The 18449-nt window shown below is 29.9% G+C and carries 13 protein-coding genes; 8 read left to right on the top strand and 5 right to left on the bottom strand.

Going from position 1 to position 18449, the window contains the following annotated elements:
* The first annotated feature begins 12 nt into the window (after nucleotides 1–12).
* A complete protein-coding gene (locus tag DIS18_RS14560; RefSeq protein ID WP_109353818.1) occupies nucleotides 13–5478 on the top strand; it encodes a T9SS type A sorting domain-containing protein in 5466 nt (1821 codons plus the stop codon).
* Complete coding sequence (locus DIS18_RS14555; protein WP_109353817.1) at nucleotides 5475–6182, top strand: hypothetical protein; 708 nt, start codon at nucleotides 5475–5477, stop codon at nucleotides 6180–6182. The genes DIS18_RS14560 and DIS18_RS14555 overlap by 4 nt, the downstream gene beginning before the upstream one ends.
* A gap of 1 nt (nucleotide 6183) precedes the next feature.
* Here the strand turns inward: DIS18_RS14555 and DIS18_RS14550 are convergent, their stop codons facing one another.
* On the bottom strand, nucleotides 6184–6963 hold the full coding sequence (locus DIS18_RS14550) for a carboxylesterase family protein (protein WP_181364061.1): 780 nt from the start codon (nucleotides 6961–6963) through the stop codon (nucleotides 6184–6186).
* Nucleotides 6964–7096: 133 nt separating this feature from the next.
* On the opposite strand from DIS18_RS14550, the gene bshC reads away from it, so the two are divergent.
* Complete coding sequence (gene bshC, locus DIS18_RS14545) at nucleotides 7097–8698, top strand: bacillithiol biosynthesis cysteine-adding enzyme BshC (RefSeq protein ID WP_109353815.1); 1602 nt, start codon at nucleotides 7097–7099, stop codon at nucleotides 8696–8698.
* An 8-nt stretch (nucleotides 8699–8706) separates the two neighbouring features.
* Here bshC and DIS18_RS14540 read toward each other — a convergent pair whose 3' ends face one another.
* Nucleotides 8707–10554, bottom strand: coding sequence for a tetratricopeptide repeat protein (locus tag DIS18_RS14540; RefSeq protein WP_109353814.1), 1848 nt, complete (start codon nucleotides 10552–10554; stop codon nucleotides 8707–8709).
* A gap of 347 nt (nucleotides 10555–10901) precedes the next feature.
* Here DIS18_RS14540 and guaA point away from each other — a divergent pair, with 347 nt between their 5' ends.
* From guaA to DIS18_RS14520, 4 genes are all read left to right on the top strand, one after another.
* Complete coding sequence (guaA, locus tag DIS18_RS14535; RefSeq protein ID WP_109353813.1) at nucleotides 10902–12437, top strand: glutamine-hydrolyzing GMP synthase; 1536 nt, start codon at nucleotides 10902–10904, stop codon at nucleotides 12435–12437.
* A gap of 278 nt (nucleotides 12438–12715) precedes the next feature.
* On the top strand, nucleotides 12716–14650 hold the full coding sequence (locus DIS18_RS14530) for an amino acid ABC transporter substrate-binding protein (RefSeq protein WP_109353812.1): 1935 nt from the start codon (nucleotides 12716–12718) through the stop codon (nucleotides 14648–14650).
* A gap of 41 nt (nucleotides 14651–14691) precedes the next feature.
* Nucleotides 14692–15234, top strand: coding sequence for a DUF922 domain-containing protein (locus DIS18_RS14525; RefSeq protein ID WP_109353811.1), 543 nt, complete (start codon nucleotides 14692–14694; stop codon nucleotides 15232–15234).
* 3 nt (nucleotides 15235–15237) lie between these two features.
* The gene (locus DIS18_RS14520) at nucleotides 15238–15468 is read left to right on the top strand and encodes a DUF3820 family protein (RefSeq protein WP_109353810.1); all 231 of its coding nucleotides are present in this window, start codon (nucleotides 15238–15240) and stop codon (nucleotides 15466–15468) included.
* Between the two features lie 48 nt (nucleotides 15469–15516).
* On the opposite strand, the gene DIS18_RS14515 is transcribed toward DIS18_RS14520, so the two are convergent.
* Nucleotides 15517–16311, bottom strand: coding sequence for an energy transducer TonB (locus DIS18_RS14515; RefSeq protein WP_109353809.1), 795 nt, complete (start codon nucleotides 16309–16311; stop codon nucleotides 15517–15519).
* A gap of 183 nt (nucleotides 16312–16494) precedes the next feature.
* Here DIS18_RS14515 and DIS18_RS14510 point away from each other — a divergent pair, with 183 nt between their 5' ends.
* A complete protein-coding gene (locus DIS18_RS14510) occupies nucleotides 16495–17346 on the top strand; it encodes a winged helix-turn-helix domain-containing protein (RefSeq protein WP_245925727.1) in 852 nt (283 codons plus the stop codon).
* 12 nt (nucleotides 17347–17358) lie between these two features.
* Here DIS18_RS14510 and DIS18_RS14505 read toward each other — a convergent pair whose 3' ends face one another.
* Both DIS18_RS14505 and DIS18_RS14500 read right to left on the bottom strand, forming a co-directional pair.
* Nucleotides 17359–18141 (bottom strand): class I SAM-dependent methyltransferase, encoded by a 783-nt coding sequence (locus DIS18_RS14505; protein WP_109353808.1) that lies wholly within the window; start codon nucleotides 18139–18141, stop codon nucleotides 17359–17361.
* A gap of 3 nt (nucleotides 18142–18144) precedes the next feature.
* Complete coding sequence (locus DIS18_RS14500; protein ID WP_109353807.1) at nucleotides 18145–18381, bottom strand: hypothetical protein; 237 nt, start codon at nucleotides 18379–18381, stop codon at nucleotides 18145–18147.
* Between the last annotated feature and the right edge of the window lie 68 nt (nucleotides 18382–18449).

Here is an 18449-nt window from a genome sequence, read left to right as displayed (position 1 = left end):
TAAACTAACATTATGAAAAACAAAGTTTTACTTTCTCTATTTACTATGGTCTTTACAGTATCTGCTGTTTGGGCTCAAACAACAGCGATACCTGATGTTGCCTTTGAAAATTATCTTGAAACCCATGATGCTAATGGAAATATTGTTGATCTTGGTGATGATACTAGTTTAGGAGATGGTGTTGAAGCTAATGGTTTTGTACTAACCGATAGAATTAATGCAGCACTTGTATTAAGTATAGATAATTTAGGAATAAATAACCTTTCTGGGATTGAGTTTTTTTCTAGTTTAGAAACCTTAATTTGTAATGGTAATAATTTAACGAGTCTTGATGTTTCTAATAGTGCAAATTTAAAATCTTTGCTATGTGGTTCTAATCAATTATTAAGTATAAATGTAGCAGCAAATACTAATTTAGAAGATTTCGATTGTTCCGATAATCAGATTTCAATATTAAATATTACTAGTAATAGACAATTAACGAGTTTAGATTGTTCTAACAATAGAATCGCTGCGATAGATGTTAGTCAAAATACAGATTTAACATCATTGTCTATTTCAAATAACAGGATAAATACTTTAAATGTTGGTGTAAATACGAAATTAGAAAGTTTGTTTTCAACATCAAATCAAATAACCACATTAGATTTATCATCTAATACGAATTTAAAAATATTAGATGTCTCAAATAATTTCATTTCTAATTTAGATTTAAGTTCAATTAATGCTACAGTATGTCCCGACCCACAAACTGACCCTATTACTGCTTGCCAAGGACCTTCTTCAATTAATGTTTCAAATAATCAACTGGTATCATTAATTGTTGCGAATGGTTTCAATGATTTAGTTTCAATATTTACTTCTGAAAGAAATCCAGATTTGTTTTGTATTCAGATTGATGCAGGTTTTAGTCCAAATGCTAATTGGGCCAAAGATGATTGGACATATTATGCAGAAACTGTTTGTGATGATATTTATACCTATGTCCCCGATGATAATTTTGAAGATTATCTTGAAACCAATGGTTTGGGTGATGGAATTCCAAATAATAATTTTGCTTTAACATCTCAAATTGTGGGTGCAATAACTTTAAATATTGCTGGAGAAAATATAAAAGACCTAACAGGACTTGAGGGCTTTGAAAATCTAGAAGCATTGTATTGTTCTAATAACATTTTGCCTTCTCTGGATGTAACAGCAAATACAAAACTTACTATATTAGATTGTTCTTCGCAAGTACCTTATGTAGATACTGATGATGCTTCTAATAACTATTCATTCAATAGTTTGAATATAAGTAATAATGTAAACCTTTTAAATCTTAATTGTTCGGGAAATACTTTATCAACACTTGATATCTCTAATAATTTACTTTTAACAGATTTAGATTGTTCTGATAACGACATTGAAATATTAAATATTAGCTTACATCCAAACCTTGTAAATTTTTATTGTAATGATAATTCATTATTAACGCTAAATATTAACAACGGAAACAATGGTGTGTTAAATAATTTTAATGCAACTAATAATCCACAATTCTTATGTATTCAGGTTGATGATGAAAATAATATAGGAGCAAATTGGTTTAAAGACGGTAACGCATCGTATAGTGAAGGTTGTGGAACATATGTTCCAGACGATGCTTTTGAAAACTATCTTGAAAGCCTTGTTCCATCTTTAGGAGACGGTATAGCAAATAATAACTTTGTATCTACATTAGATGTTAATGCGTTTACTGGAACTTTAAATATAGCGAATCTAGGAATTTCAGATTTAACTGGAATTGAAGCATTTATAGCTTTGCAAGCATTAGATTGTTCTAATAATAACATAGAAAAATTAGATTTAACAACAAATGTAGGCTTAACAAGTGTAATTTGTAACGATAATGTATTAGAATTTGTAGATGTTAGAAATGGGAATAATACCAATATAGCCGTATTTAATGCTACAAATAATTCAAATTTGTTTTGCTTAAATGTTGATAGCCCAAATTATTCACAAAATGCAGCAGGATGGACGATTGATTCTATAGCAAATTATAATGATGATTGCGAAAACAATAGGTTTACAGCTATTCCTGATGATAATTTTGAGCAAGCTTTAATTGATTTAGGTTTAGATATAGCGCCTTTAGACGATCAAGTACTAACTGCCAATATAGAATACCTAACTTCATTAAATGTTAGTGGAAAAAGCATTGAAAGTCTTGAAGGTATTAAAGCATTTAGCTCTTTAACTGCGTTAGATTGTAGCGATAACTACTTAGATGAGTTGGATGTAAGTGGTATGCTTAACTTACAAGAACTGTATTGTGGTTCAAATTATTTTCTAACCAATAATATTGCCAATGTAAATGGGGTTTTGAATACTACTACAACGCCAAATTTAACAAAACTATTTTGTGCAGATAATAACCTAGCGGATTTGGATATCTCTCTAAATGCAAATTTAGAAATTCTTGATTGCTCTAATAATAGTTTAGATGTATTAGATATAAGCAATAACAATGATTTAATTGAAGTTAATTGTGATAATAATAGTATCTCAAACTTTATAAGTTACGCTACAGATAATTTTACATTGCAATTATTAAGTTGTAGTAATAATGAGTTATCAACTTTAGTAGCTAGTAGAAGTTTAGCATTGACTAATTTAAATTGTAGGTCTAATAGTTTAACCTCGCTAGATGTAATATCAAACGCTAATTTAGAGGTTCTTGATTTTTCTGATAACAAACTAACTGATGTAAATTTGTCTGCTACCATAGCTTTAATAGCACTTTCTGGATCTAATAATGAATTAACAGAGATAGACGATTTGTCCTCGGTAATTTTAGAGAGTTTAGTTTTAGATAATAATCAAATTAGTCAATTATCTTCGGTATTAAATAATTTGCCTTCCCTAAAATATCTATCAATCAACGATAATCAATTATCGGATTTGGATGCAAGTTTAAATATGAATTTAATTGAATTAAATGTTAGTAATAACGATTTAGCTAATTTACAAATACCTAATAATTTAAATCAACTTAAAACATTTAATTGTAGTAATAATGATATTGTTGGAGCTTTAGATTTAACCAGCATGGGTATTGGTGCTTGTCCTGAAAAAAATGCAAGAAATCCGTTAGATTTTTGTCCAGATGATATCACAATAAACGTATCAGGAAATCAACTAGAGTTTGTAAATATTCAAAATGGAATAAATAACGAGATATTAAGTTTTTCAGCAACTAATAACCCAAACCTAACCTGTATACAAGTAGATGATGTAAATAGTGTTCCAGCAAGTTGGCTGAAAGATGCAATAACCATGTACAGTTTAGATTGTAGATTTGGAGAAACCTACGTTCCTGATGATAATTTTGAACAAGCATTGATTAACTTGGGTTATGATACTGGTGCTCTAGATGATTATGTGCCTACAATAAATATAGAAGTCGTAACAATTTTGGATGTTAGCGCAAATGCCATTTCAGATTTTACAGGTATTGAGGATTTTACTGCTTTAGAAAATCTAGATTGCTCAAATAATGCTTTGAGTAACATAGATATTAGCAATAATGTAAACTTAACAGAAATCAATTGTTCTAATAATACACTATCAAGTTTAGATGTAACAGAAAACCCAAATATTATAAATCTATATATTTCCAATAACCAATTTACTGAATTTGACACGAGTTTAATCCCCTTGCTAGAGCGTTTTAATTGTGATGGGAATAGTATTCTAGCACTAAACTTTACAACAAATACTGCTCTTATAGATTTAAGTTGTGCATCAAACGTATTAGAAGTTTTAAACCTTCAGAATGGGCAAAATTCAAACATTTCAAATTTAAATGCTCAAAACAATCCCGATTTAAGTTGCATACAAACTGACGATGGTACAGCTCCAGCAGGTGTAACGTGGTTAAAAGATGCTACTACGGCATATAGTTTAGACTGTAGGTTTGGTGAAACCTATGTGCCCGATGATAATTTTGAACAGGCGTTAATTGATTTAGGTTTTGATACAGCGCCGTTAAATGATTATGTGCCAACTTCAAATATTAAAAATTTAACTTCTTTAAGTATAGTAGAAAAAGGTATTTCAGATTTAACAGGTATTGAAGATTTTGAATCACTTACAAGTCTGAATATTGAAGGTAATATTTTGTCAACCGTAGATTTAATTGAGAACGTATTATTAAATAATTTAAATGCATCAAACAATCAGTTTGCAACCATAGACATTTCTAATCTAACGGAATTGCGTGTTTTGGATGTATCAAATAATAGCTTATTAAGTATTAACACAAACTCCAATTTAGGTCTTACGACATTGAATATTTCATCTAATTTATTTACAACATTAGATGTAAGTTTGTTATTAGATTTAGAAAGACTTAATTGTTCTTCGAATCAGTTAGAAGCCTTAGATGTTACAGTTAATAATAAATTAGTAGAATTGTTTTGTTCGTCCAATGCGTTTACCCAAGATAAACTGAATATACAAAATGGCACAAATACAATATTGAGAAGGTTTAATGCATCAAATAACCCAGATTTAAGCTGTATTTTGGTAGATGACCCAGTTGCCGTGGTATCAAATATAAACGGATTTTATGATGATTGGTATAAAGATGCAACTACAAATTATCAATTAGTTTGTGATGATGCAGATAATGATGGTGTAGCCAATGAAGATGATTTATGTCCAGGAACTCCATTTGGTGAAGCTGTAGATTTATTTGGATGCCCTTTTTCGGTATTACCAAACGATAACTTTACTATTTTGATTACTGGGGAAACATGCTTAAACAATAACGATGGTAAAATAAATATAACTACTAAAGAATTTTATGAATATAAAGCGAGTTTAATAGGTGATGATTTTGATAGAAATTATGCGTTTACCAATGAAATAGATATTCTTAATCTGCTTGCAGGAACATACAGATTGTGTTTAACTTCTGATGAATTACCAAGCTTTGAACGTTGTTTTGATATTGTAATTAATCATCCAGAAAATTTAGAGGTTATTACAAGTAAAAGTGTAAACGGAAAGGTTTTAAGTATAAACATGTCTGGTAGCTCTAATTATAAAATAAACTTTAACGGCTTAGAATTTAAAACTTCTGAATCTCAAATGACTTTGCAGTTAGAAAGCGGTAAGAATACCATTAAAATTTCAACCGATAAACCCTGTCAGGGTTCATACAAAGAAAGCATTTTATTATCAAATAAAATGTTTGTACATCCTAACCCTTTTCAAAATGAATTTAATATTTACTTAGGCGCATTACAAGATGATATTGTTAATATTAGTGTATACTCTTATCTGGGGCAATTAGTTTATAATGAAGAAATTAAAAGAAAAGATGCAAGAAGTTTATCAGTTGATACTAATGATTTTAGTATTGGCCTTTACACTGTTTTTTTAACATCAAAATCATCAGTATCCATTTTTAAAATTGTTAAGAAATGAAAAAGATAGTTTATATATTTTGCTTAATTTTTTTAGTAATTTCTTGTAGTAATCCTTCTACTGTTGATCCGGACCCTAATAGTCTAGATCCAGAAGAACCTAGTCAAATAGACAGACTAACAGTGAACTTGCAGTTTCCTCACAAGGATGGATTATGTAATATTGGTGCTGATATTACACCAACAACAAGTACTGTTTTTTTTGAATGGGAAGCGAGTGATATTGCTGATAAATATAAAATTTTTATTACAAATTTAGTTAATGGAGCAACCATTGAAGATGAAACCACAGAGGATAAAATTGGTATTTTACTTGATAGAGCAACTCCATATTCGTGGTATGTAGAATCTGAACGCGGTTCCACAATCGCAGAAAGCGAAACTTGGAAATTCTACAACGCAGGCCCTGGAGTTCAAACCTATGCGCCTTTTTCTGCAGTTTTGAATGCGCCACAAATGGCAGCATCATTTATCGCTACTAGTGTTACATTGCAATGGACTGGGAGTGATGTTGATAATGATATTGAAGCTTATGATGTGTATTTTGGCACCAATAACAATCCAGATATTTTTGCAAGCGAAGTAATAAATAACCAAATAGATGTTTCTGTATCTTCAGGAACAACTTATTACTGGAAAATAGTAACTAAAGACTCAGTTGGTAATACTTCAGATTCTGAAATTTTTCAATTTAGAACTTTATAGGTTAATTCCAAATATCATTAACCAACCAATCAGCAGCGTCTTCAATATAACTCACATAACTACAAGGTTGAAGGTGAGTTAAATTAGGAGCAACAACAAATGTAATATCCGCACCAGCATCAATAGCTTGGTTTACCCAACCTTCAGTTAATTCTAAAGAAAACAGTTCATCATTTTCACCATGAATCACATACATAGGTGTTTCAATAAGTCTAGCAACGCCATTAGTAGTTGTGTTATATGAACTTGCAATTGGTATTGCTGCAGAAAAGACATTAGGTTGAACTTCTCCAGAGAACCAACTACCATTTCCACCAGCGCTATAACCCGTTACTACAATTTTATTTGGGTCAACAGGTAAATACGTTACTGCTAAATCAACAAGAGATAGAATTTGTTGTTGATTTATAAGGTCTTCCCAGAAAAAGCTACCAGCATTTGGACTTATAATTATAGCATCTAAGCTAGCGTATCCAGGTTCTATATAGCATGCTGTGGCTTTGTGGGCATCTGTATTATCTCCAGAGAAACCATGTAGAGCAATAATTAAAGGTCTGTTCCCCGAGGAATTATTAGGCATGATGACTCTAAAATCCCAAAGGAAATTACCAGTATTTAGTAATGAAACATCATTAATTCCTGCAGAAAGATTTAAGTTTTGGAAATCTGTTCTTACATCATCATATGTTCTATTAGTTGTATCATCAGAGCTATCATTACTACAGTTCATTACAAAAACTGAAAAGCATATTATGATTAATTTGATTTTAGTTGTATTCATAGTCATAGTTTGTTTAAGTAGAGTTTTAGTAAATTTAATCAAAATAATATAAAGTTATTTTAAGACTCTTAACGTAATTTTTAGATTTCTAAAAATAGAATAGCTGTATATTTACATGATTTTTAATTAAGGCATGAAACAAAATCATATAGCATTTAATAAAACTGGGTATTTCTCACCATTAATTTGTGATTATTTAGATGAGAAGTCTGAATTAAAATCGTTTTATAATCACTTTCCTAAGCTTGATAATTTTCAAAATCAGATTACTCAAAAAACAGAATCTTTTTCTTTGGAAAATAGAAGTATTTTAGTTTCTGCTTTAAGTAAACAATATCAAAATATAGATCTTTCAGATAAAACCAATCAAAATATCAAAAGTTTATCGTCAAAAAATACATTTACAATAGTTACAGGTCATCAACTCAATTTATTTACAGGTCCACTTTATTTTCTTTATAAAATAATATCAGCAATAAATTTATCTAATCAACTAAAACAACAATATCCACAACATAATTTTGTTCCAGTATATTGGATGGCTACTGAAGACCATGATTTTGAGGAGATTAATTATTTTAATTTTAAGGGCAAAAAATTTCAATGGAATAAAGAAGTAAGTGGAGCAGTTGGAGAACTTTCTACTGATGGTTTAGAAGAAGTTTTAGAGTTATTTTCTCAAGATTTAGGGAATAGTACAAATGCAAAAACATTAAAAAAACTTTTTAATCAGGCTTATGTAGAGCATGATAATCTTACAGATGCTACTCGTTTTTTAGCAAATGAATTATTTAAAGATTATGGTTTAGTTATAATCGATGGTAATGATAAAACTCTGAAGCGATTATTTGTTCCTTTTATTGAAACTGAATTGCTTAATAAAACATCTTTTAAAGCAGTTTCAGAAGCAAACGAGAAATTAGCTAGTATTTCTGAAGATTATAAGATTCAAGTTAACCCCAGAGAAATTAATCTTTTTTATTTAAATGAAGGTTTACGAGAACGCATTGTTTTTGAAACAGACACTTTTAAAGTATTAAATACCAATATTTCTTGGAGTAAAAATGAAATAAAGCAAGAACTGTCTGAGCACCCAGAAAGGTTCTCGCCAAATGTGATTATGCGTCCTTTGTATCAAGAAGTAATTTTGCCCAATTTATGCTATATAGGAGGCGGAGGAGAATTAGCTTATTGGATGCAATTAAAAGATTATTTTGATAAAGTTAAAATTGTATTTCCAATGTTATTATTAAGGAATTCAGTTTTGATTAAAAGTGAAAATCAATCAAAAAAACTTAAAAAATTAAATATTTCTGATAATGATATTTTTTTGAAAAGAGATGCTTTTATTAACAAGAAGGTTAGAGAAATTTCAAATATTGATATAGATTTTTCTAAACAAAAGAAGTATTTGACACAACAATTTGAAGATTTACATAAATTATCAGAACAAACAGATAAATCTTTTTTAGGAGCTGTAAAAGCTCAAGAAGTTAAACAACTAAAAGGTTTAGCTAATCTTGAAAAGCGATTATTAAAAGCACAAAAAAGGAAACTTCGTGATGAGGTTGAAAGAATGACAAAGATTAAGGATGAATTGTTTCCTAATGGTAGCCTCCAGGAAAGAAATATAAATTTTTCAGAACTATATTTAGAATATGGAGATAGCCTTATTGAAAACCTTATTGAAAGTTTAGAACCTCTAAATTCAGAATTCTTAATTTTAACTTGTTAAATATTAAATTAGAGATTTAAAACTAAATCTTGTAAAGAGTCTTCAGTAGAAATTCCGAGTTTTTTCCTTAGTCTGTAGCGAGCCTTTTTTATGCCTTCTGGCGAGATATTTAGAATATTAGCTATTTCTTTAGAAGATAAATTCATTTTCAACAATGCCATTAATCTAAGTTCATTTGAGGTTACATCAGGAAATTTGTGCTTTACATTGCTATTAAAATCTTTATGAACTTGTTCAAAATATTTGCTGAAGTTCTCCCAGTTATTATCATCTTTTAAGTCAAAATTAATTGTTCTTATAAGTTGATTAAAACCTTTTTGTGAATTATCTGATGTTTTAAATGCTTTAGCTTTTTGTTTTAAATCTTCTAAAACTTCATTCTTTTTAGCAAGATGTAAGGCATGTGTTGTTAGTTCTTTCTTTTTAAAATCTAGCTCTAAGTCTAGCTTTTCTTTTTCTATTTTACTCCGCTTTAGTTTTTGTCTTAGTGCGTATAGACCAATAAGAGTTAATAAAAAGCCTATTCCAAGAAGTACCTTGTATAAGGTGTCTATTTCTCCTTTTTGTTTTAAAAGATCAATTTCATTTTCTTGAAGCAAAATTTGTTGTTCTTTTTTTTCTGTTTCATAAACAGCTCTTAATTCTTCAATTTGCTTTGATTTTGTATCATTAAATACTGAGTCTTTAAGTTTCTTGTATTTTTTATAATCGTTAAGAGATAGTTTATATTTATTTAGTTTTTCATAAGTCAGAGAACGTTCATAATAGCCATCAGATAAATTATCAATAGACTTTATAGAATCTGCTAAATTGATTGTTTGCGTGTAGTAGTCTAATGCTTTTTTGTAATCTTTTTTACCATAATAAGCTGATCCTACATCGTTTAAATAAACTATATGATTATTTATAGAACCATATTTAGGATAAAATTTATTTGATTCAAAAAAATACTCCAAAGCTTTATCATAGTCTTTTTTTTCCAAATAAAGTGCTCCTATGTTTTCTAAAAAAAGCCCATTAACTCTTTCCATTCCTTCATTTTCGCTAATGTTTAAACCTTCTTTATAATAGAATAATGCCTTTTCATAATCCTCTAAATCATAGTATGTATTTCCTATTTCCATGTATGAAATAGACAGCCATCTTGGGTTATTTACCTCTTTAAACATTTCAATTCCTTTCTCTAGATAAGGAATAGCTTCTTTATAATTGTTTCTTAAAGTTTCTGTCCTACCAATTCCAATATTTATTATAGCTCTTTTTTGAATGTTTTTATTTTCTAGAGTATCTAAAGCTCTTAATGCATTAAATAATTGTATTGTAGCATTTTTATAATCCCCCTTATCCAAGTGTATAGTTGATTGTAATTGATGTACATCACTAATTCTTAGTCCGCTTTTTAACTCTTTTGCAATTTCAATTGATTGATTTGAAAGCTCTAGAGCTTTATCAAAATTGCCTTCTAAATTCTCAGCTTTTTGCCATCTATATAAAACACTAAAAACCCCTTCATTATCTTTTAACTCTGTATAAACTCTCTCTGATTTATCGTAGTAAAATTTAACTGAATCAATATTTCTATTTAAAGAATAGTAATAGCCTATATTTTTCAAAAAATTTGCTGCATCCTTTTTTGAGTTTATCAGCTTAGAAATAGTTAGCCCTTGATGTAAATAATAAAGTGTTTTTTTTGGATCAGTATCTTTGTAATAGAAGAACAAATTATGAGCAGTTTTTACTTTATCAATACTATTTTTCTGAATTTTAAAAACATTAATTAGGCTATCTATATTTTCTTCAGTTTGAGAGTATAAAATGCAAGGAAAAATGAGTAAAGATAATATGAGCTTTTTCATATTTGATTTTAGTTGGTTGATGTTAAAAATAACCAATTATTATTTCGAAATCAAGTACATGAAAATAAAATTATGATAATTATTATTTCATTTATTTTGGATAATAATATATAACTCTATGTTAGAAAATATTATGTGTGTCATGATTATCAAATTTAGTTAACGAGTTATTTATTGGTTTTCTTTATGATTTTTAGTTACCCATGTAACTGTAAGAAATAATGAAGTAGTTGGGAGAGGTAATGAGAGTTTTTGGTTTGAAGTTATTCACAAAAATATGTTTAAAATTAAGCTAAAAAAGAATGGTTCCTAATTCCTCATTATAAAATCAATTCCTATTTTTGCGCATGCAACATGACAAGGTATTAATTTTAGACTTCGGATCGCAATATACACAGCTTATTGCCCGTAGAGTTAGAGAACTCAACATTTACTCCGAAATACATCCATTTAATAAAATCCCAAAAAACATAGAAGAATACAAGGCAGTAATTCTTTCTGGTAGCCCAAACTCTGTAAGAGGAGAAGATGCTTTGCATCCAGACTTATCAGAGATTAGAGGAAAAAAACCAATGCTTGCCGTCTGTTACGGTGCACAGTATTTGGCTCATTTTTCGGGAGGCGAGGTTGCACCATCAAATACTAGAGAGTATGGGCGTGCTAATTTGTCTTTTATTCAAAAAGGAGAACCGTTTTTTGCAAGTATTTCTGAAGGTAGCCAAGTTTGGATGAGTCATAGTGATACTATAAAAGCACTGCCATCGCAAGCCACTTTATTAGCTAGTACAAACGACGTTGAAAATGCTGCTTACAAAATACAAGGAGAAACTACTTATGCAATACAATTTCACCCAGAAGTTTATCATTCTACTGACGGGAAACAATTACTAGAAAACTTTTTAGTAAGTATTGCTGGAATACATCAAGACTGGACACCAGATTCTTTTGTTGAAGAAACGGTTGAAGCCATTCAAAATAAAGTTGGAAACGATAAGGTTGTTTTAGGGCTTTCTGGAGGCGTAGATTCTACAGTTGCGGCGGTGTTGCTTAACAAGGCTATTGGGAAAAACTTATACTGCATTTTTGTAAATAATGGTTTGTTACGTAAGAATGAATTTGAAAGCGTACTGAATCAATACGAAGGTATGGGGCTTAATGTAAAAGGGGTTGATGCTTCAGATAGATTTTTAGATGCGTTAAAAGGTGTTGAAGATCCTGAGAAAAAACGTAAAGCTATTGGAAACGCTTTTATTGAAGTTTTTGATGATGAAGCGCACAAATTAGAAGATGTAAAATGGTTAGCACAGGGTACTATTTACCCTGATGTTATTGAGAGTGTTTCGGCAACTGGTGGTCCGTCAGCAACTATTAAGAGTCATCATAATGTGGGTGGATTACCTGACTTTATGAAACTTAAAATTGTAGAACCACTACGTGCTATTTTTAAAGATGAAGTAAGACGCGTTGGTGCTACTTTGGGTATTGATCCAGAATTGCTTGGTCGTCATCCATTTCCTGGTCCTGGATTAGGAATTCGTATTTTAGGAGATATTACAGCTGAAAAAGTGCGTATGCTCCAAGAGGTTGATTATATTTTTATTAAAGGGTTAAAAGACTGGGGATTATACGATAAGGTTTGGCAAGCAGGTGCTATGTTATTACCTGTAAACAGTGTAGGGGTAATGGGAGATGAGCGTACCTATGAGAAATGTGTTGCGTTAAGAGCTGTTGAAAGTACTGATGGTATGACTGCTGATTGGGTAAACTTACCTTATGAGTTTTTACAAAAGACATCTAACGATATAATAAACAAGGTGAAAGGCGTTAATAGAGTAGTATATGACATTAGTTCTAAGCCACCTGCCACCATAGAATGGGAATAGAAGCTTGAAATTTATAAGCGGATATTTAGATTGTGACTAAAAACTAATTTAGCGGATATGCCCGCGTTAGGGATAGCAGTGGATAGCCCACAGCCCGACGAAGGAGGTGCGAGGACTTGTAACGGATAGCCCGACCCTTTAGGGTAACGCCCAAATTTTTGGCATGTTATGTGCTTATGTTTAGAAAAATGATTTCGTTTTAGTCTTTTAATGAAGAATAGAACGTATATGATTTAGTAAGTAGGTTTTATTATATTTATACAGCAGATTACAACAACATGAAGAAATTTTTATTAGTACTTGTTTTAACTTTATTTTTTGGTTTTACTCAGGTTAATGCCCAAAATTTTAGCACACACCAAGTTAAACAAGGAGAAACTATTGAAGGTATTGCAAAGCGTTATTTTGTTACACCTTTTGATATTTATAAGTTGAATCCTGATGCTAAAAAAGAGTTAAAACCAAATACGGTTTTGATTATTCCAATTTCTAAATCAAAAAAGCCAAAAGTCACGGTAAATAAAGAGCTTCAAGGTTTTAAAGAGCACAAAACTAAGCGTAAAGAGACTCTTTATAGCTTAGCAAAAAAGTATAAAGTTACAGAGGATGATATAAAAAAATATAACAAGTTTTTGTATGCAAATCCGTTAAGAAAAGGTGATAAACTTCAAATCCCAAAATATAAAATTACTGAAATTATTGAGGAAGTTGCTACAACTAAAACCTACACGGTTTTGCCTAAAGAAGGGAAGTGGCGTATTGCTTATAAATTTGGTATTACTGTTGAGGAGCTTGAGGTTTTAAATCCGGATATGGCTGCCATTTTGAAGGAAGGAGACGTTGTTAATGTACCGAATTTAGAAGATGAAGCACAAAAAGAATTTGACGAACAATATAGTTATTATGAGGTTTTACCTAAAGAAGGTTTTTACCGTTTGAAACTAAAACTGGGGTTAGAGCAAGAAGCATTAGAAGCTTTGAATCCAGGTTTAAAAGAAACAGGTTTAAAGTCAGGTATGATTTTAAAAATACCGCTTTCTAATCCTATTGAAGGTTTGATTGATGATGAGTTTGAAGCAATAAACTTAACAAGTAAAATAGCAGATTACGATACTAAACATATTGTGGTAATGTTACCTTTTAGAATGCATCGTGTTGATTTTGATTCTATTAGTGATGCAAAAAAGAGTTTAAAGAAAGACCCTTATTTAAATGTTTCTTTGGATTTTCATTCGGGTGTTTTAATGGCTTTAGACTCTTTGAAATCTTTAGGTGTCTCTTTAAAAGTTGATGTTTATGATACGCGCTATGAAGTTAGTGAGGTTTCTAGAATTTTAAGAGAGAATGATTTTGAAAATGTTGATGCAGTTATTGGACCTTTAACACCAGCGAGTTTTAATAAAGTTGCTACAGAGTTAAGAAAATATAATGTTCCAGTAATTTCTCCTATTGGTACCAAATTGAAATTGCATGACAATGTTTTCCAGTCGAGGCCATCTAGTGATTTATTGAAGGATAGAGTTGTTAATTTTGTAAAATCTGATTCTTTAGTTGAAAACGTTATAATTATAGCTGACACCAAAACGGCCACTATTGCTAATTCGCTTAAACGTGATTTTAATTCAGCAAAATTAGTGCTTTCAAGAAAAAACAAAGATGGAAAGGATGAATTCTTTGTTACAAAAGAAGATATTGAGGGTGCATTAAAACCAGGAAAAAACATGGTTTTTTTAGAAACCAAAAATGAAGGTTACGCATCAAATGTAACAAGCGTTTTAGCATCTTTAAATAATAAGATTGATCCAGAATCTAATGAGAAAGCGCCAGAAATTATTTTGGTTACTACTAACAAAAATTCTGCTTTTGAAGGCGATCAAGTAAATAATACGCATTTATCAAACTTACAATTTCATTTTGCTACTGCTGCAAGAGAGTATAGTGAAAATGATAATAATGCTTTTGTTAAAAAATATGATAAACTTTATAATATAACCCCGAATAAAAGGGCTGTAAAAGGTTTTGATTTAACTATGGATGTGGTTTTAAGGTTGGTGTCTTCTGAAGATTTATACGCTTCGGTAATAAGTGCACCATTAACTGAATATGTTGAGAATAAGTTTGCTTACAAAAAGAAAATGTTTGGCGGTTATTATAACGATTCAGTTTATCTAGTGAGATTTCAAGATTTAACTATTGTTGAAGTAAAACAATAAGGTTTAAGGCTTTCCGTTTTACATGTTATAGCTTTTAATCTGTGGTTAGAATTCTTCTATTATTATGTTTTTTAGTTTTTGTTCAAAATGATGAACCTGTTCTTTCTTGGGATGCATCATATAAATTATCATGGTCTGATTTTAAAGCTGAACCGCCAGTTAGTGATAATGCTGCTGCTGTAACAGCATCTGGTATTACATTTGGGTTTTCAATTAGGCAAACTGACAAAAACCAAGTAGTTAGCTTTACTTCAGATGTTCATGCGCATTTTTATCCAGAACAATCATGGTATAAAATTGAAGTTGCAGATGATCATATTCTAGGTCATGAGCAATTGCATTTCGATATTACTGAATTATATGCTAGAAAATTTCGTTATCGCATTAGTCAATTAAATGTTTCTAATAGTATTAGAAAACAGTTAAAAAAGATTCATAATGATATAAATAAAGAATTGTCTCAATTACAAAACAAATATGATGATGAAACCGATTATTCTAGAAATTATGAATCTCAGGCTAAATGGAGAATTTTTATAGAAGCACAGCTTGAAAAGTTTTCAAAATTTAAATCATTAAATTGATTTATGCTTCCTGATAAACAATTTTTAATAGACTTGGCACATACAAAAATGCCATACGGAAAATATAAAGACCGTTACTTAATTGATTTACCTGAATATTACGTAGTGTGGTATCATAACAAAGGGTTTCCTAAAGGAAAGCTCGGAACCATGTTAGAGCAGGTTTATGAATTGAAATTGAATGGTTTGGAGGATTTAATCAGAAATATTAAGAAACAATATCCAAAAAGATAACAAATAAAAAGCCTTCATAATTTAAATATAAAGGCTTTTTGTTTTTAACTAACAACCCATTAAACCAAACGAGACTACTAATTCTTGATCTACTGTCTCACCTTCAGAATTTAAAGCAGGTATCCAACCTCCAGGAGTTTTAGTAATCAACCCTATCATTAATTCATCAATATTTGGATAACCTGAAGATCTATCTAGTCTAACATTATTAACAGCTCCATCTTTTGTGACATTAAAATATAATTTTGCTGGTTTTAACTTGTCTTCTGGTATGTTAGCTGTTGCATATTTAGTATGTTCTTTAAAATACTTAATAAGAGCATCTTTACCATAAATATACTGAGCTTGTGTTTCAGGTATAATAGTATAGTGTGGTGTTGAAATTCTTTCTATTAAATCAGATTTTAAACGATAATCCATTTCCATAACAAAGCTAGTTGAGTAATCAAGAGATTTTAGAAAGTTAATTTGATTATCAGTAAATGAGGCACCATTTCCGATTTCACTTTTATCTGTTCGTTTATCATTTTCAACTTTAATAAACTTTATAGAATTGATAGATTCTATATCGTTTATTTTGTTTTCATTAAAAATACTATTGATTGATGTAGCATTAATTAAATCTGCTTTTTTTATAGGGCTAAATCTTGGACTTATTTCATAGATGAAATCATCAAAACGTGTAGTTTTGCCTTCTATTTTTTCTAACTTCTTTTCAGTAGAAACTTCAATACTTGCAGTTTCTGGATTGTCTATTGTTTTATCTTTTTCATTAATAAAAGTAAATGCAACTAGACTTAATGTTGTAATAATAGCAAGTGATATTAGAATTGTTTTTTTCATAACTTTAGATGTAATGATTAATTTCTTCCAAATTTATATGAATTGATGTTTTGGCAGCGTAATAGAATGTAAATTAATGTAAATTTTGTGTAAAACATTATAAATTGTCATTTAATAGAATAGTTTTGTAATATGAGCTCCAGGTTGTTTAACATATTGCCATGTTTTTTTATATGCTTCTTTTTGTGTGTTGGGATAGCTAATGCTCAAAATACCTCAAATGATAAACATACAGAAGTAGCTTTACGTATGCTTGGGCATGAAATTTTACTTCGTGCTGGAGATAGCACTTCGAGAGTTTTGCCTATAACAAAAGAAAATAACCAATATAGAATTCAGTTTGAATCTGAATTTGTTTTTAGTTCTGATAATTTGGTTTCAATGGTTAATGGTATAGTTGAAAAAACGGGTATTGCAAGTAATTATATTGTTGAGGTTGAAGCGTGCAAAACAGCAGAGATTGTATATAGTTTTGAGATGAACTATTTGGCAAAATCCGATATTATCCCATGTAGCGGTAGAATTCAACCAAAATCATGTTATAATGTTTTATTTACAATTGTAGAAGGAGGTATTTTGAATAATGATTTAATTGGAACTTTTGATGATAATGAAAAACAATCAAATGCAGAATCTAGTTTCGGATTATATATTGGTGCTTTTGCTCTATTGCTAATAATGCTTTCAGGGTATTTTTTTATGCGAAAAAAATCTAATGAAGACATTGTAAACCCTAATGTAATAGCTTTAGGAGCATACCAATTTGATAAACATAATACAGAACTTATAATTGATCATCAAACAATAGAACTAACTAGTAAAGAAGCAGATTTGCTTCTTTTGTTATATAATTCAGCTAACACTACTGTAGAACGTGATGTGATTTTGAATATGGTTTGGGGAGATGAAGGAGATTATATTGGGAGAACTGTGGATGTTTTTATATCTAAATTAAGAAAGAAGTTAGAGTTTGATTCCAAGGTTAAAATTGTGAATGTACGTGGTGTAGGTTATAAACTTATAATGGATGCTTAGTGTTTTTTTGGTTTATTTTTTTCCACTAATAAAAAGATAATCACCTAAATTATTTTCATAAGATTGAATAATGTTATTAATTTCATTATTCTCTATATCTTTTTTTAGTTTTTCTAATCCGTTTTCTACTTCATCTTTATTTGCAAGTGATGAAAAAGAAGAAATCCCGTGTCTTATGGCAGCATCCAAGTAAAGTGATGGATTTTGTTTTCCACAGTATAAAAATAAATCTTTTAAATCAGGTTTAATAAAGTATGGTTCAGTTTTGATTTCTGAAAAACCAGCAAGAGTCATCGTTTTTTCAATAGTATCGAGAGAAGGCATTTGCTGCATAGAGTCCTCAAGCATTTTAGGGAAATAATGGTTTAACCAATAGCCTTTCATTTGTTTTGGAGTAGAGGTGAAAATCACAATATTAGTTTTAGGTTTTAAAACACGATATAATTCAGTAAAACTTTTTCCTAAATCTGTCCAGTGATGAATTGTTAAACTGCCAATAATCCCATCTAAGGTTTCAGTCTTTAATGTTATATTTTCTGCCTTTCCAAGTTTCCAATCAATATTTTTATTTTTCTGTTTTGCTTTTTTGAGCATTTCATCAGAAGGGTCAATACCAATAAATCTGTATCCATGTTTGTTAAATTCATTGGTGTAATTACCAGTGCCACAGCCAATGTCTAAATACAATCCAAACGCTTTTGGCTTTAGTTTTTTTAAAAGCTGTTCCGTTATATAAGGATCCGCAGAACGCGTTTCATTATAATTTATTCCAATAGTATCGTATTTGGCTTTCATATGTTAACCAGTATATATTTGGCCTCTATGAGGTTTCAAAGCATCTCTTATAGATTTCATTTTATCTTCAGAAACCACAAGAAAAGCTATTGAATGGAGCTCATTTAAATATTCAAAACCAGTAATTTTTATGTTTAACTTCTCTAATTCAATATACTCTTTTAAATGAATCTCGTGATGTTCTGCTATTTTATTAGCATTTGGTCCATGAAAATCCCAAATTAGTTTTAGTTTGCGCATGTATTTTTAGTATTATTTTTTTAGTCGAAATAATTACGAATAAAAACACTCAAATATAATTCAAATCA

Origin of the sequence: Algibacter marinivivus (assembly GCF_003143755.1) — a bacterium.
GTDB lineage: Bacteria > Bacteroidota > Bacteroidia > Flavobacteriales > Flavobacteriaceae > Algibacter_B > Algibacter_B marinivivus.
This window is presented reverse-complemented; position numbering and strand designations above follow the sequence as displayed.

Bases quoted from the DNA above. Each gene is read 5' to 3' on its own strand.
- DIS18_RS14560 (WP_109353818.1), top strand. From the start codon at position 13: ATGAAAAACAAAGTTTTACTTTCTCTATTTACTATGGTCTTTACAGTA.
- DIS18_RS14555 (WP_109353817.1), top strand. From the start codon at position 5,475: ATGAAAAAGATAGTTTATATATTTTGCTTAATTTTTTTAGTAATTTCT.
- DIS18_RS14550 (WP_181364061.1), bottom strand. From the start codon at position 6,963: ATGAATACAACTAAAATCAAATTAATCATAATATGCTTTTCAGTTTTT.
- bshC (WP_109353815.1), top strand. From the start codon at position 7,097: ATGAAACAAAATCATATAGCATTTAATAAAACTGGGTATTTCTCACCA.
- DIS18_RS14540 (WP_109353814.1), bottom strand. From the start codon at position 10,554: ATGAAAAAGCTCATATTATCTTTACTCATTTTTCCTTGCATTTTATAC.
- guaA (WP_109353813.1), top strand. From the start codon at position 10,902: ATGCAACATGACAAGGTATTAATTTTAGACTTCGGATCGCAATATACA.
- DIS18_RS14530 (WP_109353812.1), top strand. From the start codon at position 12,716: ATGAAGAAATTTTTATTAGTACTTGTTTTAACTTTATTTTTTGGTTTT.
- DIS18_RS14520 (WP_109353810.1), top strand. From the start codon at position 15,238: ATGCTTCCTGATAAACAATTTTTAATAGACTTGGCACATACAAAAATG.
- DIS18_RS14515 (WP_109353809.1), bottom strand. From the start codon at position 16,311: ATGAAAAAAACAATTCTAATATCACTTGCTATTATTACAACATTAAGT.
- DIS18_RS14505 (WP_109353808.1), bottom strand. From the start codon at position 18,141: ATGAAAGCCAAATACGATACTATTGGAATAAATTATAATGAAACGCGT.
- DIS18_RS14500 (WP_109353807.1), bottom strand. From the start codon at position 18,381: ATGCGCAAACTAAAACTAATTTGGGATTTTCATGGACCAAATGCTAAT.